General features: G+C 57.6%; 21 protein-coding genes. 14 read left to right on the forward strand and 7 right to left on the reverse strand.

From position 1 onward, the window contains the following. Positions 1-32: 32 nt before the first annotated feature. The 14 genes from HY011_12125 (at position 33) to HY011_12190 (ending at position 15,303) form a co-directional block, all read left to right on the forward strand. On the forward strand, positions 33-200 hold the full coding sequence (locus tag HY011_12125) for a Flp family type IVb pilin (GenBank protein MBI3423677.1): 168 nt from the start codon (positions 33-35) through the stop codon (positions 198-200). A gap of 93 nt (positions 201-293) precedes the next feature. Beyond that, a complete protein-coding gene (locus tag HY011_12130) occupies positions 294-461 on the forward strand; it encodes a hypothetical protein (GenBank protein ID MBI3423678.1) in 168 nt (55 codons plus the stop codon). Between the two features lie 336 nt (positions 462-797). After that, positions 798-1,277 (forward strand): prepilin peptidase, encoded by a 480-nt coding sequence (locus HY011_12135; protein ID MBI3423679.1) that lies wholly within the window; start codon positions 798-800, stop codon positions 1,275-1,277. A gap of 79 nt (positions 1,278-1,356) precedes the next feature. Continuing rightward, the gene (gene cpaB / locus HY011_12140) at positions 1,357-2,295 is read left to right on the forward strand and encodes a Flp pilus assembly protein CpaB (protein ID MBI3423680.1); all 939 of its coding nucleotides are present in this window, start codon (positions 1,357-1,359) and stop codon (positions 2,293-2,295) included. A 292-nt stretch (positions 2,296-2,587) separates the two neighbouring features. Next, positions 2,588-4,477 (forward strand): pilus assembly protein N-terminal domain-containing protein, encoded by a 1,890-nt coding sequence (locus HY011_12145; protein ID MBI3423681.1) that lies wholly within the window; start codon positions 2,588-2,590, stop codon positions 4,475-4,477. 175 nt (positions 4,478-4,652) lie between these two features. After that, positions 4,653-5,873, forward strand: a complete 1,221-nt coding sequence (locus HY011_12150; protein ID MBI3423682.1) for a hypothetical protein — start codon at positions 4,653-4,655, stop codon at positions 5,871-5,873. 173 nt (positions 5,874-6,046) lie between these two features. Then, on the forward strand, positions 6,047-7,225 hold the full coding sequence (locus HY011_12155; protein MBI3423683.1) for a hypothetical protein: 1,179 nt from the start codon (positions 6,047-6,049) through the stop codon (positions 7,223-7,225). A gap of 305 nt (positions 7,226-7,530) precedes the next feature. Continuing rightward, on the forward strand, positions 7,531-8,826 hold the full coding sequence (locus HY011_12160; GenBank protein MBI3423684.1) for a hypothetical protein: 1,296 nt from the start codon (positions 7,531-7,533) through the stop codon (positions 8,824-8,826). An 8-nt stretch (positions 8,827-8,834) separates the two neighbouring features. Further along, positions 8,835-9,326 carry a pilus assembly protein gene (locus HY011_12165; GenBank protein MBI3423685.1) on the forward strand — a complete coding sequence of 164 codons (492 nt, stop codon included), beginning with the start codon at positions 8,835-8,837 and terminating at the stop codon, positions 9,324-9,326. A gap of 10 nt (positions 9,327-9,336) precedes the next feature. Further along, positions 9,337-9,801, forward strand: coding sequence for a pilus assembly protein (locus tag HY011_12170; GenBank protein MBI3423686.1), 465 nt, complete (start codon positions 9,337-9,339; stop codon positions 9,799-9,801). Between the two features lie 283 nt (positions 9,802-10,084). Then, complete coding sequence (locus HY011_12175; GenBank protein ID MBI3423687.1) at positions 10,085-11,401, forward strand: AAA family ATPase; 1,317 nt, start codon at positions 10,085-10,087, stop codon at positions 11,399-11,401. 340 nt (positions 11,402-11,741) lie between these two features. After that, the gene (locus tag HY011_12180) at positions 11,742-13,112 is read left to right on the forward strand and encodes a CpaF family protein (protein MBI3423688.1); all 1,371 of its coding nucleotides are present in this window, start codon (positions 11,742-11,744) and stop codon (positions 13,110-13,112) included. 94 nt (positions 13,113-13,206) lie between these two features. Further along, the gene (locus HY011_12185) at positions 13,207-14,196 is read left to right on the forward strand and encodes a type II secretion system F family protein (GenBank protein ID MBI3423689.1); all 990 of its coding nucleotides are present in this window, start codon (positions 13,207-13,209) and stop codon (positions 14,194-14,196) included. Positions 14,197-14,370: 174 nt separating this feature from the next. After that, a complete protein-coding gene (locus HY011_12190) occupies positions 14,371-15,303 on the forward strand; it encodes a type II secretion system F family protein (GenBank protein ID MBI3423690.1) in 933 nt (310 codons plus the stop codon). Between the two features lie 106 nt (positions 15,304-15,409). Here HY011_12190 and HY011_12195 read toward each other — a convergent pair whose 3' ends face one another. From HY011_12195 to HY011_12225, 7 genes are all read right to left on the reverse strand, one after another. Then, on the reverse strand, positions 15,410-16,192 hold the full coding sequence (locus HY011_12195; GenBank protein ID MBI3423691.1) for a 1-acyl-sn-glycerol-3-phosphate acyltransferase: 783 nt from the start codon (positions 16,190-16,192) through the stop codon (positions 15,410-15,412). Positions 16,193-16,390: 198 nt separating this feature from the next. After that, positions 16,391-18,205 (reverse strand): hypothetical protein, encoded by a 1,815-nt coding sequence (locus tag HY011_12200; protein ID MBI3423692.1) that lies wholly within the window; start codon positions 18,203-18,205, stop codon positions 16,391-16,393. Positions 18,206-18,303: 98 nt separating this feature from the next. Further along, positions 18,304-18,846, reverse strand: coding sequence for a DinB family protein (locus HY011_12205; protein MBI3423693.1), 543 nt, complete (start codon positions 18,844-18,846; stop codon positions 18,304-18,306). Positions 18,847-18,927: 81 nt separating this feature from the next. Then, positions 18,928-19,632 (reverse strand): tetratricopeptide repeat protein, encoded by a 705-nt coding sequence (locus HY011_12210; GenBank protein MBI3423694.1) that lies wholly within the window; start codon positions 19,630-19,632, stop codon positions 18,928-18,930. A gap of 498 nt (positions 19,633-20,130) precedes the next feature. Next, positions 20,131-21,027 (reverse strand): helix-turn-helix transcriptional regulator, encoded by an 897-nt coding sequence (locus tag HY011_12215; GenBank protein ID MBI3423695.1) that lies wholly within the window; start codon positions 21,025-21,027, stop codon positions 20,131-20,133. Positions 21,028-21,074: 47 nt separating this feature from the next. Next, positions 21,075-21,953, reverse strand: a complete 879-nt coding sequence (locus tag HY011_12220; protein ID MBI3423696.1) for a ThuA domain-containing protein — start codon at positions 21,951-21,953, stop codon at positions 21,075-21,077. A 100-nt stretch (positions 21,954-22,053) separates the two neighbouring features. Further along, positions 22,054-22,521: a hypothetical protein gene (locus HY011_12225; GenBank protein MBI3423697.1), complete on the reverse strand. Its 468-nt coding sequence runs from the start codon at positions 22,519-22,521 to the stop codon at positions 22,054-22,056. Positions 22,522-22,540 lie beyond the last annotated feature (19 nt).

The raw sequence follows: 22,540 nt of genomic DNA on the forward strand, positions 1-22,540 counted from the left end.
TTATCAACTTCAACTTTTAGGAGCATTGCACAATGAACACGATCAAGAATTTCTGGAACGATGAAACCGGTTTGGAATTGTCCGAGTACGCCGTGGGCGCGGGCCTGATTGCTATCGCGGTGGCGACGGCGTTCACGAACCTCGGTTCGCAAATCACCTCGGGCATCAACGGCCTGACCGGCAAGATCAAATCCAGCTAATCGGAAATGGCGCTTGCGAGTCGCGCGCTGTGCGCATGGCACGGCGCGCGGCTTAAGCCAAGCTGAGCCCACTCGGCGAGAAGGGAGTCACTTATGAATCGTCTAAAACTTCTCTTGCAGGAAGATGCTGGACTCGAGCTTTCCGAGTACGCGATTGCCGCGGGTTTGGTGGTGATACCGCTGACTGTTGCGATCACCGATTTGGGCAGCCAGATAGCCGCCGCAGTTGACGGCCTGACTGGCTGGATCCAGTCCAGTTAGCTGCAAGCCAGTTAGCTGCAAGCCAGTTAGCTGCAAGCCAGTTAGCTGCAAGCCAGTTAGCTGCAAGCCAGTTAGCTGCAAGTTGGTTGGCAAAGGCTGCCACGTCAAAAGATTCCCATCGGTCTTTGAGGTTTGTTGCCACAGGTTTGGCGCGTTTTTGGGGCACAACTTCAAAGACGCGCCAATTCGTTACCGGTGCCGCACTCTCCCGCCCAGCACTCAGGTAGTCAACGCTTCTGCATCCCACCTAACGTTACGTTCGCTTGCGGAGCCTTCATCATGTCGCTACCGATTCTTTCCAGCATTGTGCTGATCTTTATCTTGAGCATTTTTATTATGTATTACGACGTGCGCTACCGTCGGATTCCCAATGTGTTTGTGCTGCTGGGATTGGTTGGCGGCTTGTGTCTGAACATTTGGCAAGCGGGCTGGTTGGGCCTGCGCGAGAGCCTCTTGGGCTGCACCCTGGCATTTTTTCTGATGTTCGTCGTGCGCATGTATTCGGGCGCCCTGGGGCCAGGCGACATCAAATGGTTTGCCGCCATTGGGGCCATCATCGGTTGGCAAGTGGTGCTCCCCGCGTTTTTGATCGTGCTGATGACGGGCATGGTGCTGGCCTTTATCAATGTGATGCGGCTGGGCACGTTCCGCCTCACGATGGAACGCGTGTGGATGATTTTGTACGGCATGCTGCCGGGCCAACAGATTCCCCGGTTCCCCATTCCGGAGGACCGCCAAAAAGCTTTGCCTTACGGGGTTGCCATATGCATGGGCAGCCTAATTGCTTTGGTACGACAGCTTCCCCAATTCAGTTGACCCAATTCAGTTGACCCAATTCAGTTGACCCAATTCAGTTGACCCAATTCGGGTGACCCAATTCAGGTGAGAGGTATTTATGAAGAATAAAGCGTTAGTGCTAGTGCTGGCCGGTGCAGTGGTGTTCGGCCTGCTGGCTGCGATGTCCGTCAGCAAATACACCTCCAGCAACGCGCAGGTAGGTGATATGACCAATATGGTAGTGGCGCGCGTCGAAGTCCCGCTGGGCACGCAACTCAACCAAGATCAACTGACGGTGGTGCAGGTGCCAAAAACGGCGGCGCCCGAACAGTCTTTTACCAAGACCGAAGACCTGATCGGCCGCGTGGCCATTAACGCCATCGGCCCGAAAGAGCCGCTGACCGAATTTCGCTTGGCGCCGAAAGGCTCGCTCTCCGGTTTGGCGGCGCTGGTGCCCGAAGGTTACCGCGCCATCACCGTGCGCGTAGACGATGAAGCGGGCGTGGCCGGTCTCTTGGCGCCGGGCATGTTGGTGGATTTGATTTCGGTGGTGACGCCGCCCGACGGCGCGCAAATGGGGCCGATCTCGAAGATCGTGCTGCAAAACGTCAAGGTCCTGGCGACGGGACAGAACATGGCCTTGCCCAAAGAGCAGGTCGAAGCCACGCGCGTCAATTCGGTGACGCTGCTCGTCACGCCGCAAGAAGCCGAGAAAGTGATGTTGGCTTCGTATGACGCCCGCCTGCGCATGATCGTGCGCAACTACATTGACAATAAGAGCGTTGACACGACCGGCATTACCAAGCGCAGCGTGCTCAGCGGCGATTTTGTCCAACCGATTCCGAGCGCAGCGGCCGCCGACACGCAAGCCGCGCGTCCGCAGGCTGACTATGCGCCGCGCCGCCCGCGTGCTTATACGGGTGGGGCGAACTGGTATGAGAGTTTGCCGAAGGAGAAACCGGCGGTTCCGGCCGCGACGCCGAAGCCGGTCAATCAGATCGAGGTGTTTGACGGGAAGAAAAAGAGCACCGTCGAATTTCCGCAAGATCAGCAATAGAGCCATCCCCAGTGCGTGATGCAAGCGGGGGTTCGGAGCCGGGGACAACCGGCGCGGCCTAACCGGTGCCAGATAGGATGTGCATCCTGGCAACGTGGGTTGAATCCGCTTCCGAACCTCTGCCACGCCTTATGCGCTGGCAGCTCGACAGTCATCAGAGTAGCCGTCGGTCCGCATCCCGCGGATGGCTGGGGAATGGCTGGAAGATTAACCCACGCTTCCGCTCACCCAATTGACGCATTTTGGTTCACGGGGTTTGTCGCGCGTCACGAGCGGTTCAGTAGGAGAACAAATGATGACTACCTTTCCCTCCAATACGCGAAAATTTTGCCGCAGTGCGCTGTCTGTGTCGCTGCTGTTCTTGGTGCTGCTGGCGTCAAGTGTGCCCACTCGGGCACAAGCCTTTGCTCAGGAAAACAGCCTGAATGTTTCTTTCAGCGCGCCGCCCAAAGAAGCTGTGCCGGTCTATGTGCTGGCCGGGCAATCGGTGTTGATCGTGTTCGATCAGTCCATTGGCCGTCTGGCCGTTTCCAACAGCGATGTGGCGGAAGCCGTGCTGGTCGCGCCGAATCAAATGATGATCAACGGCAAGGTCAGCGGGCGCGCCACCTTTACCGCCTGGTCGAAAGATACTTCGACCTTCGTGTTTTTCAGTGTGGATGTGCGCGTGAACCTGGCGCAGCTCGATTCGCAGGTGCGGGTGCTCTTTCCGAATATGGACATTCGCCTGAGCCAGGCTAACGGTGCGGTCGTGATTTCCGGCTCGATTCCGCCGGCGATGATGAAACAGGTCGAGACGGTGGTGAATGCCGCCGGTTACAAGACGGTCAATCTGATCGGCCAGTCGGTCGAACACATTGCGCAGGTGCAATTGAGCGTTAAAGTCGCCGAGGTCACGCGCAACAAACTCAGCGAGTTTTCTTATGCGCCCGTGTACCAGCCGAACGTGGGCCAAGGTGGTTATACGAACACCGGCGCCGCGCCCTGGTCGCTCTCGAATGTGACCAACGGCAATATGTTCGGCACGGTGGCCAGTTCGCTCAATGTCTTTTTCATGAGCAACAACGTGTTCAACTTCATCCGCGCGTTGCAAAACAATGGCGCGTTGCGGGCATTGGCCGAGCCGAATCTGGTGGCGATGGACGGGCAGGAAGCGAGCTTCCTGGCGGGTGGCGAAATTCCGGTACCGGTGGTGCTGGGCACGGGTGGCGCGACGGTGCTGTGGAAAGAGTATGGCATCCGGTTGCGGTTTAAGCCGACGATTCTCGATGAGCAGCACATTCGGTTGGACATTGAACCGGAAGTGTCTTCGCTCGACTTTGCCAATGCGGTGCGCTTCGAGGGCTTTTTGATTCCGGCCTTGCGCACACGCAAAGCCAAGACCGGCATCGAACTGCAAAACGGCCAGACTTTCGGGATCGCCGGTTTGATGGATAACAATGAAACGAAATCGCTGGGCAAAATTCCGGTGCTGGCCGATGTGCCCATTCTGGGACAGCTTTTCAAATCGCGCTCTTTCCAGCGCAATGAATCGGAGTTGGTCTTCATCGTGACCACGAAGATCGTCAAGCCCTGGAATCCTGATGAAGTCCCGCAATTGAAAGGCGTGGATAATTTGCAGAACGGTTCTCCGCTCGGCATCACGCTGCCCAGCGGCTCCATGCCGAAAGACGACAAGACCGGCGCGAATAGCGAAGCCAGCAAAGAAGCTGGAAAAGATTCCCCCGCAGAGCAGCCGAAGGACAAAGAAAAACCTGGTGAGGTCAAAGAAGAGGGCGCCGCCCCGGCGGCAACGCCAGTGGCGCCGGTGGAAGGCGTGAAACCGACGGTCATTGAAGCCGTGCCCGCGCCTGCCCCGGCAGCGAATCCGGCTGCCACAACTCCCGAAGGTGAGAAGCCAGGCGAGAAACCCGCGCCGCCGGGAACACCCGCGGCAACGCCCGAAGCGAGCGGTGGCACCACGGTGCCAGCCGATTCGAGTGCGCCGAGTAATACTTCGCCCCAAACCCCCACTTCCAAGGAGACTCCCACGAATCCTGACAAAGAGAAACCGCCCGCGCCAGTTACCAAGCCCGGTGCCGAACGCGTGGCCAAGACTGGACAGGCATTGCAGGCCATGCAGTGGAAATTGATGGTCCCGGCAACGCCTGCGGCAGCCGTGACGGCCCAAACCAGGCCGTAATTGAAAACCGGACGCTGTTGCATCTGCGCGGTTGCGGTTGCAACAGCGTCCTTAGCCGGACTTGAGAAAATGGTTCTTCATCAAGCCGGGCTTGGTGCTCACACTCGAATGTTCAATTCAGGCGAGCTACTGAAATTTACTAAACACACCCTTAGGACCCATTCGGAGGTAGGCAATGAATTTGGCACAATGGATTCGACAGAGACGAGAGCAAGGTAAAAAAGAACGTGGCACCGTGGCCGTGACCGCGATCTTAGGTTTCACCTCGTTTATTTTGGCCGCTGGGTTGGCCATTGATGTAAGCCACATGTATCTGACCGGCAGCGAATTGCAAAACGCAGCGGATGCGTCGGCAGTTGCAGGGGCATCGGTTTTGAACGGCGACGAATCAGGGGTTACGTTAGCGGTCAACACCGCCCTCGCCACGCAGAACAAATTTGAGTTCGCGAAAGACCTGGCAACATTTACGCGCGCCGACGTGACGTTTGCGAAAAATGTCGGCGGCACCTATTACAGCGAAGCCTCGGCGCGTTCCATCGCCGACCAGATTCGCTTCGTTAAGGTCTCGATTCCGAATAAGTCTATCGGCGTGCCCTTTGCGCAGGTCGCGCTGGGAGAAAATACGGTGGCCATCTCGCGCTCTTCGGTCGCTGGGTTTTCGTCGGGCTTACAGGTGTTGTGTGATTCGATTGTGCCGCTATCGGCAGTGCAGGACGACATCACCAAAGCCCCGCTCGACGTGGACTCGCAATGCCCGAACAAATGGGCCTTTACGCCGGGTTGCAAATACGTCATTCGGCGCGGTTCCAATGGCAATAATACCGGCTGGGTTTCGCCGGGCAATTATTTGATCCTTGCGCTCGGCGCCAGCCGGGGCGGCAACGATGCGCGCGCCGGTGTCGCGGGCAGCGCGGCTGGTTGTTTCAAAGCCGGTGATTGTGTCGGCACACAAACCGGTATCGAGACCGGCCCGATCAAACAGGGACTGGATACCCGGTTTGGCAATTACGGATCAGGGCTGACTTCTGACATCTTTCCGCCCGATGTCAATATCAAGGAAAGCATCAGTTACCAGGATTACCTGGATGAATTGGACAAGGTTCAAACGGGCGGGAATCACACCGGGGCACGCTGGCAAGCGCCCGGCAATGGCCTAACGGGCCGCGTGGGCCGCCGCGTCATCGTGATTCCGATCATCAATGTGCGCCAATTCAATAATGGCAACGACACGGTTTGCATTGATCATTTCGCGGCGTTCTTCCTGAACAAGTCCATTCAAGGCAATGGCGATATTTATGCCGAATACATCACGACCAAGGTGCAGGTCTCGGATGGTTATTTTTCCGGAGGCACCGACCAGAATAATCAGTTTTCGATCCCCGTGCTTTACAAATAGCTTTGTGAGGCTCGAGGCGATTGGCTTCTTTAGGGATAAAGGTAGGCAATTGGCTTATAACCTTGAGGTCGGTCCAAGCGAGTCTTGAGCGACCATGCAAAGACCTATAAAACGCCATGAAAATAGGACTATCAAAACGATTGGTTTGGCAGCGAAACTGCAGAGAACGTGGGATGGCGGCGGTGTCGGGTGCGCTGGGCATGGTTTCGTTTGTCCTGGCTGCGGGCTTGGCCATTGATATTAGCCATCTGTATCTGGCCGGCAGCGAATTGCAAAACGCCGCCGATGCTTCGGCTATCGCGGGTGCCTCGGTAATTAACGGCGCGGCATCCGGGATCACTTCGGCTGTCAATGTTGCCTTGGCCACGCAAAATAAGTTTGAGTTTGCCAAGGACACGGCGACGTTTAGCCGGGCCGATGTGCAGTTCTCCAAAAATGTGGGCGGCCCTTTTTATAGTGAGGAAACGGCGCGGGGCATGGCCGACCAGATTCGCTTTATCAAGGTGACGATTCCCAACAAAGCGATCCCGGTGTCCTTTGCGCAAGTCGCCCTAGGGGCCAATTCGGTCAACGTATCGCGCTCTTCGGTAGCCGGTTTTTCCAAAGGCTTGCAGGTGCTCTGTGACTCCATCGTACCGCTCTCGGTGGTGCAAGACCCCGTTACCCAAGCGCCGTTGGATATTGTCGGCAGTTGTCCGAACACTTATGAATTTACGCCTGGTTGCCGTTATGTCGTGCGACGCGGTGCGGGCGGCAATGGGAACGGGAATAATGGATCGGGTTTTATTTCGCCGGGTAACTACCTGATTCTCGCCTTGGGTGCGAGCCGCGGCGGCGCTGATGCCCGCGCGGGTGTCGCGGGGAGCGCCGCCGGTTGCTTCAAGGTCGGCGATGAGGTCGGCACCGAACCCGGCGTCACGGCCGGGCCGATCAAACAGGGGTTGGGCACGCGCTTTGGCGATTACCAGGCCGGGTTGAGTTCAACCACTTTTCCGCCTGACCTCAACGTGAAAGAAGGGATCACCTATGCGCAGTACCTGTCGGCGCTGGACGATTACTATCGCGGCCTGACACCGAGCGCGAGCATTTGGACTGCGCCGGACGATCCCGGCCGTGTCGGGCGGCGTATCATCGTCATTCCGGTGATCAACAAGAACGAGTACGACAACGGGCGCGGAACTGTCAGGATCGCCAAATTCGCGGCGATGTTCCTGCAAACGCGCGTCGCCAACGGCAACGGCGGTGATATTTCCGCCGAATTCATCACGCATAAAGTGCAAATCACGGATGGTTATTTTTCGGGCGGTACCGATGCGGATAACCAGTTTTCGATTCCGGTTCTGTATAAATAAAAAACCGGAGACCAACCAGCGCTTCAATTGCGCAGCTTGGTCTTCAACAAATGAGCGGCCACACGAGCCGCACGATGAAGGCGCCGGGACAGGCGCCAAAGTTCACCCTAATGAGCGGCAAACGCTTCAACGTTTGACCGCCGAATGGCCGACCGTGCAACAGACGAGCGACTCACAAAGGCACGGACTGCCGGAGCGGAGAAAACCCGACCAAGTATGCTTGGGCAGGGGGTAAGGAAGACGCAGGCGGGAATTCCCGTTTGCAGGTGAGGGTGCTAATCGGGCAAGTATTAGGAGTAGGTTTTATGAGGAAGCAAAGTTTCAAAATCTTCGGAGCGCGAGTTTTAGAAAAACAAACTGGGGCACCCGGCACACGCCAGCAACGCGAGCGCGGGATCACGGTCGCCATTGCGGCCTTCAGTTTTGTGACGTTTTTGCTGGCGGCGGGCCTGGCGATGGACGTCAGTCATTTCTATCTGGCAGGCTCAGAGTTGCAGAACGCGGCGGACGCCGCCGCTCTGGCAGCCGCCCAGTCGCTGGATAGCACGACGCCAGGCATCACCAAGGCGACCGACAATGCCGTCGCCGCGATGAACAAATACGACTTCAACAACGTGTCGGTGTCTATCGCGCGCAGCAACGTGCTCTTCGCCACGAACATCGGTCAATTCGACAATAACACCGCCGAAGACGAGGCGACGGCGAAAGCCAGTCCGGGCAATATCCGCTTCGTCAAGGTGACGGTGCCGCCCAAAGATGTGGGCGTTTACCTGGCTAAAATCGCCCTCAACGTGGACACGGTGGCGCTGACGCGGACGGCCGTGGCGGGCCAATCGGAAAGCGGCGCGACCGGCGATATTACGCCGAACGAGTTGTGCAACGTCTATCGCGTGACGCTGGTCGAAGGCGATTCCGCCGGCGATGGCAGCCTGGATCGCACTGATCCGAATTGCGGCAGCAGTTTTCAATACACCCAGGGCTGTACTTACAACGTGCATTTGACGCCGCCTTGCGATGCGCAGTTGAGCTATTACGAGATTCTGCAGGATGACGGCGGTGTAACTTACACCGACTGGGACGACCGCCTTGCTTCGCGCACGCTGCAACAATGTTTTTGGAACGGCAAAGTCGTTTCGGCTTACACCCACCCGGTGGCGGCGAACATCAAGAATGGTCTGAACACGGCGTTTAATGCCTACGGCGGCGGCCTGACCAATGCCCAGTTCCCCTCCGACTCAAATATCAAGACGGGGATCACGTTTGCCCAATACAAGACCGCCATTCCTGGCAGCACCTATCATTCAGCGCCGGGCAATGCGCTCAATAACACCGGTGAGCGGATTCTGGTGCTGCCGATCATCAAGAAGAGTTCTTTTGTGGTGCTGGATGCGGCGGGCGAGCAGGCCAATATGACGATTGATCGCTTCGGCGCGTTTTTCATGGTGAACAAAGTTTCGGTCAATACCAAGAACAACACTGCCGATTTCAAACTGGAATACATTGGCGACCGCGTCGTGCTGGGCGATGCCAGAGTCAATCCGACGCGTACAACGAACAGTACAGTTGCGAAAGGCGTGGCCGTGCCCGTCCTTTATCGCTGAGGTGCAAGATGTTGAAAAGAATTTTCAGACGTAAGCGCCGTGGCGAACACGGCATGCAATTAATCGAGATGGCCTTCGTCATGCCCGTCCTGATGTTAGTGATGGGTGGGCTGGTCGAACTGTCTTATTACTTTTACACCTACTCCACCCTGGCCCGGGCGACCCGCGCCGGGGCGGGCTACATCTCTAGCAAGTCCATGGTTTCCACCGAGACTGACAAAGCCAAAAACCTGGTGGTTTGCGGCGAACTCAATTCCTGTAGTGGCTTTTCTCCGTTGGTGCCAGGGCTGACAGCGGCGAATGTGAGTGTCACCGTCGCCACGGTGGGGACGGATAAACAGGTGACCGTGAAGATCATCAATTACAGCTATACGCCGCTCTTTAAGCTGAATGAGATGAGTTCACTGTTCACCAGTGATACTTCAAAGCAAATTGCCTGGAATACCAGCGTCACACAAGTGAACGCCGGGACCACGATGCGCTATGTCGGTGACAGATAGGAGGAACTTCATGTTTAGGCGAAAAAATCGGAGTGGCTCAAGCAATACCGAACGCGGGGCGTCTTTCCCTGAATTTGCCATCGGCGGCATGGTCTTTCTCACCGCCGTGTTCGGAATCATTGAATTTAGCCGTTTGCTCTGGACGCACAATGCCTTGACCGATGCCGTGCGCAAAGGGGCGCGCTATGCCGCGACCACTTCTTCTGCCAATAGCACGGCGGTGAAGAATATGGTTGTCTATGGCACCACTGCGGCGGGGGCGGCTGGTAGCGAAGTGGTATTTGGCATCACGACGGCGAACGTCAACGTCGCCTATTCGGCTGGTTACGACACCAAAAACGGCAGCGTCACGGTGAAAGTGACCGGCTTTGCGTTCAGCTTTAATATCCCTTTGGTCGGCGCCACGATCACCCTGCCTGATTATAAGGCGACCGTGACCGCCGAAAGCGCTGGCCGTGTGCCAGCCGATATATAAGGAAGTGAGGAGTGAGACAGCCCCGTCTGTCCTACGTACCGCTCAAGATCGTTGCGAGCCTGTTTGAGCACGGGGGGCCCGCAGACGGAATAAAAAAGTCCCTTGGGACGCGCGCGATGAAGTTGCACTATTAGTTGCACTATTAATTGTCGGCAGAAAACCCGCGCTTGGGCCTTCATCGGCCCGGGCGCTGCGCAAAGGTTTTCTTGACAATCGCGTGATAATAGCCGACAAAACGAACTGATTGACCCATAACTGCCCGTTCTGATTGATTGAGAGACCCATGAACCACTCACTCACCTTTGTCATTTTTGCCACCGGGCAAGAGACCGCGCAAAATTTGCGGGTCGCTTTGGCGGCAGACCGCCGCGCCCGCGTGCTGGCAGTCAGCGATGACCCGGAACAGGTCTATGCCGACGTAGTGCGTTGGCGTCCTTCCTCTGTCATCGTGACGCTGGGCGCGACGCCGGGCCAAGCCTGGTCGTTGTGCGAACGTATCACCGCCGTTTGTCCTGAAACCATCATCGTTTGCGCCTCGCGTAACCCTTCGCCCGAACTGATCCTGGCATCCTTACGCGCCGGTGCGCGCGAATTTCTGCGTCTGCCGATTATTGCCGAGGAATTCAAAACCGTCCTTGACCGGACGGCGGAATTCAGCGCCGGGCGCGCCCAAGGCGCCAAGAAACGGGGGCGGGTGATCAGCATCTTTGCCAGCAAAGGCGGTTGCGGCACCTCTTTCGTCGCGGCGAATCTGGCGATTGCTCTGCAGGCGCCGACCGTCGTCGTGGATTTGAATCTGCAAGCGGGCGACCTCGACATCTTTTTTGGGATCAAACCCAAATTCTCGATTGCCGACCTGGTGGTCAATCGCGCGCGTTTGGACGAAGGTCTGTTGGCCAGTTATCTGGCGCCGCACTCCGCCGAATTGGCGGTCTTACCCGCGCCGCGCAATGCCGATGCGGCGGAAGACATCCGGCCTGAACCATTGATGGAAGTGTTGCAGGTGTTGCGCGAACATCACGATTACGTGGTGCTCGACCTGCCGCACACCTTCGACGCCAATACGCTGGCCGCGCTGGACAATGCCGACGATATTTTGCTGCTGCTGACCTTGGATATTTTGGCCGTGCGCAGCGCCCAGCGTGCCCTGACGATTTTTGACCGGCTGGGTTACCAGCGCTCAAAAGTGAAGCTGGTCATCAACAAGTGGAGTAAGCAGAGCAATCTGGAGTTGCGCCACGTTGAACGCTATCTCGGCGAAAAGATCGCGGGTTTCATCACCAACGATTACGCGGCGGCGATTAACTCGATCAATCTGGGGCAGCCGCTGGCGGGCGGCAGTTACGCTTCGCCCATTGTGGCTGAGGTCAAACGGCTGGCCACGGTTTATGGCGCGGCGGCGCCGGAACCTGAGGTCGAGAAGAGCAAAGGCTTCCTGGGTACAATTCTGGGCAAACTCAGATTGCCTGGGGCGACCGCTGACAAACCGGCCACGCCACAACCAGCGCGCGGCGGTGTTACGGTGTTACGACCCGCCAACCGTGCTCTGCCTGGGGCGCCGCCTGAGGTCGCGCAAGAGATGCAGTATCACGTGAAATGATGGGAGGCCGGGTGGCTTGACCGCTGGTCAAGAACTCGGCTGGATGGCTCTTTTTGTAGGTGTGGATTTAGGTGTGAGGTGTCGTCGGAAAAGAGCAGGAGTAGGCAAAATTCAACACTCCCGGTAAGCGGTGACGCCCGTTCTGGGCGGCGTCGCTACCAGCCTTCCGCCACGACCCCATAACAAATAAACACGCGGCATTGCTTGGTTGCCCCTTACGTTCGGTAAGGTGGCTGGCCAGGGCTGGCTGTAGTGTTGTCAAACAACGGCCAAAAGCTCGCTCTCCCAAATGGAGCTTGATGGTCGGGGTTCAATCACGGGAATTGAGAGTAGGTGCGTTATGTCGTTACGCGATAGACTCAACAACAATACCAGTGCTGCCGTGCCCGGCGCGCAAAATCAGAATGGCGGGCCACACGCCACGCAGTTGAACAGCTCCTTTGCCGATCTGAAATCCAAACTGCACCGTGAGCTGATCAATCGCATGGATCTGACCAAGATCAATCTCTTGACACCGCAGCAGGTGCATTCGGAAGTTTCACGGCTGGCCAAAGATTTACTGGATAACCGCGACATCGCCATTTCGGGTTCCGAGCGCGAGAAATTAATCGAAGAAATTCGCTATGAACTCTTCGGCCTGGGGCCGCTGGAATTGCTGCTCAGCGATAACACGATTTCTGACATCCTGGTCAATTCGCCGTACAAGATTTATGTCGAACGCGGCGGCAAGCTCGAACGCACAGGCATTACCTTCAACGACAATTCCCATGTGATGCGCGTGATCGAACGCATTGTTTCTTCGATTGGCCGCCGCATTGACGAATCGTCGCCGATGGTGGATGCGCGTCTGGCCGACGGCTCGCGCGTCAATGCCGTGATCCCGCCGATTGCGCTGGACGGCCCTTGCCTCTCGATTCGACGCTTCAGCAAGAACCCGCTCAAGATGGATGCACTGGTCGAAAAAGGCGCGCTCAGTTTCGAGATGGCCGAAGTCTTGAAGATGTGCGTCAAGGCCAAGATGAACATCATCATCTCCGGCGGTACTGGCGCTGGTAAAACGACCCTGCTCAACGCGCTCTCTTCTTACATCCCCGATGATGAGCGCGTTGTCACCATCGAGGACGCCGCCGAATTGGTGCTGCAACAGCCGCACGTCGTGCGCCTGGAAACACGCCCGAAAAATATCGAAGGCAAAGGCGAAGTCACCTCGCGCGATTGCGTGAAAAACGCCTTGCGTATGCGGCCTGACCGCGTAGTCATCGGCGAAACGCGCGGCGAAGAGGCGATTGATATGTTGCAGGCCATGAACACCGGCCACGATGGCAGCTTGACCACGATTCACGCAAACAACCCGCGCGATGCCATGTTGCGTATCGAAACCATGATTCAAATGGCCGGGATGAAACTCACCGAACGCGCCATGCGCCAACAGATCGCCTCGGCGATCAACATCGTGGTGCAGGCTTCACGGTTAAGCGATGGTTCGCGCCGTGTGACTTATGTTTCTGAAATCAATGGCTTGAATGAGAATGAAGTCATCGTCAATGACATCTTTCGGTACGAACGCTCCGGCGTGGACGACAAAGGCAAGGTCATCGGCAAACATATCGCCGCAGGTACAAATCCAATCTTGCTGGAAAAGCTGCGCATCGCCGGTTGCAAGTACAACGAAGAGTGGTTTGTGCGACCGGACGATGATAAAGAGAAATAAGCGGGGGCTGGTAAGGGTTAAAGCAAAGTCTGGTGCGAGCCAGTCTCATTGAACTTCGCTTTGAGCGGATGACATTAACCAGAAGGGAACCATAATGCTGCCATTTTTTGTGTTTATCTTTTGCCTGTGCGCCACCTATGGCACGTATCTGCTGGTGACGCGGAAGACTGCCGAAGACCAAGAGCGCATGGAAAAACGCATGCGCGAAGTTTTACTGGGCTTGGATTCCAGCAGTGGCGGCCCTGGCGGCGCGGGGCTGGACGTCAATCAAATCCGCCTGGCGCGCGATGAAATCCTGAGCGAAATCCCCAAATTTGACGAAATCTTGCGCAAGATCGAATTCGTCAAGTGGGTCAAGCAGATGATTGATCAGTCCGATTTGCAACTGACGGTCATGCGTTTGTTTATGTTCTGCGGCCTGGCCGGGCTGTTGGGCATGATGGCGGTTTCCATGCTGGCGAATTCGTTCCTAGCGGCCATTCTGGCGGGTGTGGTGGCCGCTTGTTTGCCGATGGTGCACGTCTTGTGGAAGCGTAAAAAACGCCTCGATAAATTCCTGACCGATTTGCCCGACACGCTGGAATTGATGAGCCGCGCGCTCGCCAGCGGTCATGCCTTTACCGAAGCGTTGCACATGATCTCGAAAGAGATGCCCGACCCCATTGCCACCGAATTTCGCCGCACGTATGAGGAACAAAACCTCGGTCTGTCGGTCAAGATCGCGCTGGAAAATCTGGTTGAACGCGTGCCCGTGCTCGACCTGAAAATTTGCGTGACGGCCATCATGATTCAGCGTGAAACCGGCGGTAATCTGGCCGAAGTGTTGGAGAAAGTGGCCAGCACCATCCGCGACCGCTTCAAGATTCTCGAAGACCTCAACACCCTGACGACTTCGTCGCGCATGTCGGCGAATGTGTTGTGCGCCATGCCGGCGTTCATTGCGTTGATGGTTTCTTACATCAACCCGACCTATATGCGCGTGCTTTGGACTGAGCCGCTGGGACACAAATTATTGATGGCCGCGGCGGCTTTGCAGCTAACAGGTATGATCGTCATTCGCCGCATCATGCAGATCAAGATTTGAGGCGGGCGGCTTCTGTCTGGCGCCTGGCCCCGCCTGGCCGTGCCCGCTTGGCAGTTGCAGCTTGGTTAGGGTAGAGGGCTGTGTCAGCGCAGCCGGCGCTACGTCCACGTGTAGTAACCGATTGTTTCGCGCGGTCTTTGTTGCGACCTGCCGGAAACAAGCCAAGGAGAAGTTATGTTGTTACCGATCTCAATCTTTGGGTTCGTCATCTTGGGCGCGATGGCTGCCTATTTGGTGTTGCATAAACCGGAACAGTCCGTGGTTGACCGCTTACAGGATTTAGGCGACCTGGGCGGACGGCTGGTAGACGGCGAAGAGGTGGAGCGGCGCGAAAAAGAATCGCAAGCCGCCGAAGTCGCCAAGAAATTTGCGCGCGACCTCAATAAAGTCGCGCCGATTTCCGCCGTCGAAGCCAAGAAACTTCAGGTCAAGCTGATGCACGCCGGTTACCGCACGGCCAGTGCCACGACGACGTTTCGCGCGCTGCAAATGCTCAGCCTGGTTTTGTTTCCCGCGCTCACCGCCGTGGGGATAATGATCGCTGGCAAGACGATGAGCGATTCGTTGATGTACCTCGGCGGTGGTTTATTGATCGGTTTTATGCTGCCGGACAAAATTCTCAGTATGAAGGTCAATGGGCGGCAAGACCGGTTGCGCTGTGGTGTGGCGGACGCGCTCGACTTGTTGGTCGTCTCCGTCGAAGCCGGTTTAGGCTTGAACGCCGCGCTCACCCGCGTGGCCGAAGAAATGAAGTCGGTGCATCCCGACATCGCCGAGGAATTCGGCTTGGTGAATACTGAAATCCGCATGGGACGTAATCGTGAGGAAGCCTTGCGCAACTTGGCCGAGCGTTCCGGTGTGGAAGATTTGCGTAGCCTCTGTGCCATGTTGATTCAAACCGACCGCTTCGGGACTTCGATTGCGCGCGCCATCCGCGTGTATTCGGACGCCCTGCGCACAAAGCGGCGGCAACGCGCAGAACAGGCCGCTCAGAAGGCTGCGGTGAAGATGCTCTTCCCGCTGGCCGTATTCTTGTTTCCGACGCTCTTCATCATCCTGCTTGGCCCTTCGGCCATTCAATTGATGCGGACGTTTGGGAACAAGTGACGACAGGTCAACTCAATCAGTTGATCAATCAGTTCAACCCCGTGGAACCGCTCGCTGAGGCCTCCAATTTCAGCGGGCGGTATTTTTTTGCTCAGCCTGGGGTTGTTCAGCCAATCCTCGACTCAGCCACCGGCGCGCTGGCCGGTGGCGCCTCCGCTTTGAAGCCATAGTGTTCATTCACCGGCGCACTGACAATCGCCTGCACCTGTTGCCGCAACGCTTCGACATCATTCTTGCCCAACCCTTTCGTCTCAATCGTGTCGTGCATGTAGACGGTGATTTTTGAAGGATAGAGGCGCCAATCGCCCTTCTTGCTGAATTCGTAAGCGCCCACGATGCTCATCGGCGCGATGGGATAGCCGAACTGAATCGCCATCCGAAAAACGCCGGGATTGAAGGGCAAGACGCTGCCGTCGCGGGTGCGCGAGCCTTCCGCGAACACGATCAAACTCACGCCGCTCTCCAGCGACTCACGGGTCAGCTTCATCATCTGTTTGTACTTGCCCAAATCGCCTTCGGGCGGCACAGGCACGTTGCCGAAGCGGCGCATCATCCAGCCATAGGCCGGCACCTTGAAATGCGATTCGTGCTCCAGCCCGCGCACAAATTGCGGGATGGCCGAATAGATGATGAAGGCGTCCCAAATATCCACGTGATTGCTGACAAAAAAGCTCGTGCGCGTGCGGTCAAAGCCGGGCGCGTATTTGACCTCGAAATCTATCCCGGCCAAGCGCAGCACATTGCGAAAGAGCCAGCGTTGCGGCCCATCGTTTTTGCGTGGGTCAATGAAATAGCCCAGCAGCACCAAGGCGCTGCAAACCGGGAAGAAGTGCAGAATGCTGATCGTCCAGATGAAGATGCTGCGGACGGCGATCCAAAGTTGTTTCATGCGTTGCCGCTCACTTGCGCAGGGAAGTTGTACCGGGAAGCTTTGATTTAATGCTTGGAAGAGGTCAGGTCAAGCGGGCGCGTGAGTTGCAGGGCTTTTGCAAAGTCGTCAGCGCGGCGTCCTTTTCGTGGGTTCGAGGGCTTTGCAAAAAAATCTGGCGCTGGTTGAACGCGAGCAGGCCGGACGTGGCACGGCAGTTCAATGAATCCGAATGGCTCGGATAGAGCGTCTGAGCGTGATTTCGTTGCCGCTGTTTTCTGCCAGCATTTGCACCGCCAGCGTGAGTTTGAGTTGCAGCCGTACTTCCGGCGCTTCGCACTGATTCAGCAGGTTGCGGACGCGGTCGAAATGCTGGCTCGCCAGCAGCGCGAGCACCGCTCCGAGATTGTGCGGCAAGCCCTGGCCGATACCGTTTACCAGCAATGATTCGCCGTCTCTGTACAAGCCGTTCTGATCGTAGGGGCCCAGCGTGGCATAAGCGGCGAGGACTTGATTGCCGCGCGCCATGACTGGTTCCAGCAGTTCAAAGGCGCGCTCGGCCTCGAGGCGCGCGTAGACTTGGGCGATGGCCGCTTGTGCTTCCATCTGAGCGCGCGTTTCCAGACGGTCGCCCAACAAGGCGCGCGCTTCAGCCAATAATTTTTGCGCAGCGGGCTGGGCATTTTTCTCGACGGCCTGCGCGGCCCATTGCGTCAGATAAGAAATGCGTTCGCTGATGGGTAGCCGTTGCAGCAAGGTTTGGGCTTCGGCGAATTTCTCTTGCGTGGTCAGTTGTGCAATGAGTTGCCGGTTCAGGTTCGTCAACGCTTCGTGGCGTTGCTGCGGATCGCTGATATTGTCGTTGATGATTTGGCGGGCCCGCTCAAGCTCGCCTTTCGCCAGCGACTTATTCGCCGCCTCGGTGTAAAGCCAGGTGCGCTCTTGCGGCGGCGCTTTGGCGGCCAGCGCCGTCAGTTCCGCAGCGGTTTGCTTTTCGGGCTGATAGGTTTGGTAAGGATCGCGATAGCGCGGCACAGCCTGTTCGAATTGCGCGAGCTTGGCGCGGGCGGCGGCCAGACGGGCGGGCAAATGCTTTTCAAAGAGCGGCAACATCTGCCGCAGTTGTCCCAATAGATAGCGCGCCGAACCATTCTGTTGTTCGTCGTAGAGGTTGCCGTTGTTCAGCTTGAGCGCCTGTGTCAGCAGCAGTTCCAGCAACTGCCGGAGTTGCTGGCGGGCAGTTTCGACGCCGGCTTGGTTGGCGCTGGGCGCGGAGTTTGGCTGTGCCGCAGCATTTTGTACCTCGCTGTTCAGCGTGTTGAGCAGGTTGTTGAGCAGATTGATGGCGTTGCTGTTGGTCAGCCAGTTGGCGCGCTGAAGTTCTTCGAGCAATTTGTTCAGGAATTGCTCGGCCAGTTGTGGGTCTTTGCTGCGCAGCGCGTGCCAGACGGCCAGAAGCTGGTGGGAAAAGTTGCCATCCTTGAGGCCTTCCAGCGCGGTTTGCAGGGCCAGTTGCGGGTCTTGCGGGGCGAGGTGGGCCGCCAGTTGCAATTCATAGTCACGCCCTTGCGGATTATCCGGCGCGAGTGGTTGCGTCGCGCGCAGTGCGCGCAACAACTCTAACGCCAGCTTGACGTCGTGTTCCGCCAGAACTTGAAAAAGTTGCCCGCTCAGTTGATTGACCAGGTTGGCATGTTGCCAGCGCATGGGGTCATCCGGCGCGGGGGATTGCTGGGCGAATTCAAGCAACTGTGCGACCGCCTGACTGGCTAGGGCCTGTGCGCGTGTCGCAGCGCGCGGCCACAGCGCCTCCGTCAGGTTAATCTGCAACGCAATGCGGTTTTCGGTCAGCCGCAGCGCCGACAGTTCAGCCAGGCATTCTTCCAGCAGCACCAGCGCATGTTCAGTTTGTAGCTGGCGCGGTGGCTCTTTTTTGGGGTTTTCTGCGGGCGGTGTTTGCCCCAACAACGCGTGCGGCACAAGCCAAAGCCAGCCAGCGAAAAACAACCAGCGTGTGGGCCGGGCTAAAATCATTTTTGACCTCCGGGAAATAGGCGCGCGAGGAATGCGCGCCGTGCGGTTGAGGAACGCGCACAGTGTAGCGGGCTTGCACGCCGAGGCCGGACGCCAAATTAAAATGGGAAGTCAGCGGCGGCTTTGATGCGCTCGATCTGGCCGCGATGGCGCTCCATGTGCTCGCCGTAAACGAGCAGCCATTGATAGGGATTCAATTGTCCCACGGCTGGATGCGGGAAAGTTTGCTGCGAGCAATCGCTGGCCGCGAAGCGTGCGCGCGCGCCTTGAATGTCGGCGTGCGCCTGTTCGATTTTGGCGCCGGAGTCAGCGAGGCTTTGGCCGCCTTTAGGTGTAACACTGTCGGGCGCTTTGAACCTGGGCAGCGGTTGCCCATCGTCAGTGAGCAAGACGTGTTTCAAATCCAACCCGGCCAGCGGCGGCGCGCCCGCGGCTTCGGCTTGGTTGATGAGTTTGTAGCCGATGCGCACAAAACCGCTGTTGGTGATGGCGATGTGCTCGACGATTTCGGCAATCGTCCAGGCGTCCGCTGCCGGGCGAAACTGCGTTTGGGCCTCGTTGAGACCGGCGGTCGCGGCGGCGAAAGCCGTGTGCTCCCGCGCCAACAGGGCATAGATGTCATCCAGACTGTGATAGATCATTGCGAAGGCTCCTGATGCTTGATGGTGATAAAACGGATTGCCAACGCAGTTTCGCACAGACGGTTGAGCGACGCCAAACGCTCATTGCGCCAGTTGCACGGGGCGCTCGCGCGGTTCGAGCCGAGCCAGTTGCAGCCGCGTCGCCCTGTCGCGCCGGGTGCGGCAACGGTTCAGATTGTATTTGGCTTCGGGCAACTTGCCGCGCGACGTTTGCACCGCCAGCGCAAATTCCAGTTCGGCTTCGGCGTATTGCCCGGCGCTGGCAAAGAGCACGCCCAGGTTGTTGTGACAGACGGGCAGCCGGTCGCGCGACTGCCGCAGCGCTTGCCGGTAATGTTCGGCGGCTTGGGCGGCCTCGCCTTGTTGTTGCAGCGCGAGACCCAATTCGAAATGCGCCGCTGCGTGCTGGCCGTTCGTCGCCCTCAGCGCTTGTTCGAAAGCGGCTGGCGCGGCGTCGCCTTGCCCGCTGTCTTGCAACGCCACGCCGAGCGCATACGCAGCGTCGGCATCGCGTCCGTCACGTAAGTCGAGCGCTTTGCGGTATGCGCGCGCGGCTTCCGCCGGCCTGCCTAGCCGGTGCAAACAAACGCCCAGGTTGAAATGCGCGCGTGCGGCATGCGCCCCCGGCCAACTCAAGGCCGCGCGATATTCAAACGCGGCCAGTTGATAGCGTCCGAGTTGGAATGCCTCATAGCCACGCTCCAAGGCCGCCTCAACGTCGCTGGTTTGCGCGCGCGCGCTGAAGCTCAGCCCCAACAGCAAACAAATCGTCAGTAGTTTTTGCATAATCCCTCCTTCTGTGTGCCGAAGGGTAAAAGAAAAGCGGCAAGGCGTCTTTTCGCTGCTTGCCGCGTTTTTGCTGTGCTTGCTGAAATGTTGTCCGGCAAGCTGCCAGCTTGTCGAAACCTTGGTTGTCAGTCCATTGGCTTAACAGCCACGCTTCGACAAGCTGGCAGCCTTGTCATTACCCACATTTTTCCAGTTTCCTGGTCTTTGATTTCAGGGGCGGCTTCTGCTCTTCGCCCCAGCGGGGCGGGATGTTTATAGCATTCAGGCCAAGATCACCCCCAAGCTCCAGAGGAGCGACATCTGTCAGATGTCGCTCCTCTGGAGCTTGGGAAACAATGAACCGCCCAAGCTATAAATATCCGGCTCCTACGGAGCCAAGAGAGGCACCACTTTTCTCAAAGAAACCTCGAAAATTCTGGCTTCGAGCCAAATCAAAAAATGTGGGTAATGACAAGGCTGGCAGCTTGCCGGACAACCCAGCCGCTACGAACCAATCTATTGCTGCAACCCGTTGCGATACGCGCGCGGCGTCAATGACGTGAGCTTGCGGAAGAGCGTCGTGAAATGGCTTTGGTTTTTGAAGCCGGTGCGCAGCCCGATTTCGACGATGGGCAGTGCGCTGGCCGTGAGCAATTGTTTGGCGGCCTCGATGCGCCGTTGCATCAGGTATTGAATCGGCGTCTGGCCGGTTGTTTGTTTGAAGGCGCGGGCGAAGTGGTATTGGCTCAATTCGACGGCCTCGGCGATTTCGGTCAGCGATAAATCGCGGTCGAGATTGGCTTCGATGAATTCGAGCGCGCGGCGCTGTTTGAGCGGCGGCAAGCCGCCAAATTGCAGATCGGGCACGAGGCTGTTGGTCGAATAGTGGCGCAGCAAATGCACGGCCAGCGTGTTGACCAGCGATTCGGCATACAGCCGTCCGGTCGGCATGCCGCTATCCAATTCGGCGACCAGCACGTGCGCAATGGAGCGGATCAATTCATCGCGTTGGCTGCACGCCAGCACGATTTCAGAACGCTGTGCCACAGAAAAATCCGCCGCCGCTTGCCGTATGAAATCGGGAGCCAGGAAGATTGCCGCGTATTCCAACTCATCGTTCCAATCGGCTGAAAAGTCTAAGCCGTGCGGCGTGATGCTAACTTGCCCAACGGCGGGCGAGCGGCGTTGCACCACGCCATTTTCGTTGCGTCCTTCGATGGTGATCGAGCCTGCGAGCGGCACGAAGACTTCGCAAGCGTGCCGCAGTTGATAATCCAGATGGCCCGGACGCACGCGATAGTGGCCGATCTTCACGCCCGTCCATTCGGTGCTGTGTTTGAATAGCAGCAGGGAATCGGTCGCCGGGCGTTGTTTGGGTTGTGGATTGACGAGCAGTCGTTGCGGGGTAGCCATCGTTTTGCCTTCTCCCTCTGCCTGAGAGAGCTTGCCCTCAGGTCTGATTATTTGGTTGACCGTATGCCGTGATAGGCGACGTTGATGTCCAGCTTGCCCGCCCATTTTTTGGGCACGGGCGTATTTAACGCCCAGTGAATACCATTGATGACCAGTCTTTGAAAAGCCTCAACCTGAAAATCTCCCGGATGCCCCAGCGTCGTGACAAACACCCGCGCGCGTGATTTGTTGTGCCACGTCCAGGCGACCGGGTTGTCAACGGCAGGGCGCGTGTCCGCCCGCTCCGGATTAACCGTCCTCCCCATCAACAACACCGTCGCATCCTTGGGCGGATAATTCGGCAATATCTGATAGAGCCACGACGGCACGTGGAATTGCTGCTCAACGCCGGTCAGGATGGGATGTTGCGCTTGCGCTGTCACCACGCTGACGTCGGTGCTGGACGTGTGGCCGTAGTGGAAATGCTGGCCGCCCCAACCCGGCGGGCCGCCCAGATAATCGGGGGCAAACGTATTCCAAATTTCCGCCGGATGACCCTTGGGATAGTTGAAGGCATGCGTCGTCGTGCGGAACGCCACCAGCGGTTTGCCGGAGTTGAGATACTTTTGGATGTGCGCCAACTGCTCGGGCGGCAAGCGGCGCCAGCGCAAAAAGAAGACGGCGAGGTCGGCGTCTTGCAACGCTTCCAAGCCGGGAATGTTCTCTTCGGCGTTTTCATCCGGCGCGGATTTCAGCACCGTCGCGCGCATACCGTAGCGTTGTTCGAGCGCTTTGGCGAGCAGCGGAAACGTGTCTTCCGAACCGTATTCGTGATCGCCGCTGACAAAGACGACGAGTGGCGGCTTGCGCCATTTCGTCTGCGCGAGGTCGCTTGTTGTGAGCAACATTGCGGCGAACAAAAGGAGGAGGAGGAATTGGCGAGTCATAGCTGTTCGTGAGTGAGTGGGAGTTGGTTCGGATAGCAGACGCCTTACCTTGTGGTGGCGAATTGATTCGCAACTACAAGGTAAGGCGCGCTCTGCGCCGTTATGATTGCGGGCGGAAATAAAGCACTAAGCTGGCACCCGCCACGACGAGCAGGAAGCCCACATAAAGCAGCGGATTGATCGCGCTTTTCGGCGGATGCAGCGCCATCGAGACAAATACATTGATGACCGGCGCACCGCCAAACACCAGCGGCATCACATAGGTCGGCAGGCCGCCATTTTTGAACGCCCAGATAATGGCTGCCGCGCCAAGCGCGCCCAGTGCGCCTGCGGCTGTCGCCATAATCATGCCATTCGTGGTAAAGCCCTGCATCTTCAACTGCCCTTGCGACGCCAGCGCGATGACTGGGACGATCACGCCGATTAGAAAGTAAGCCAAGCCGACGCATAACAACGCGCGCAGCCCGCGAAACTGAGCGTCGCCTAGAGCCATCTGTCCTTGATGCAACATGGCGCCGTAAATGCCCCACGAGAGTGCGGCGGCGAGGGCGAAGACAATCCAAAGCATAGATTTACTTTTCTCCTTA

The sequence above is a fragment of the Acidobacteriota bacterium genome, assembly GCA_016196035.1.
GTDB lineage: Bacteria > Acidobacteriota > Blastocatellia > RBC074 > RBC074 > JACPYM01.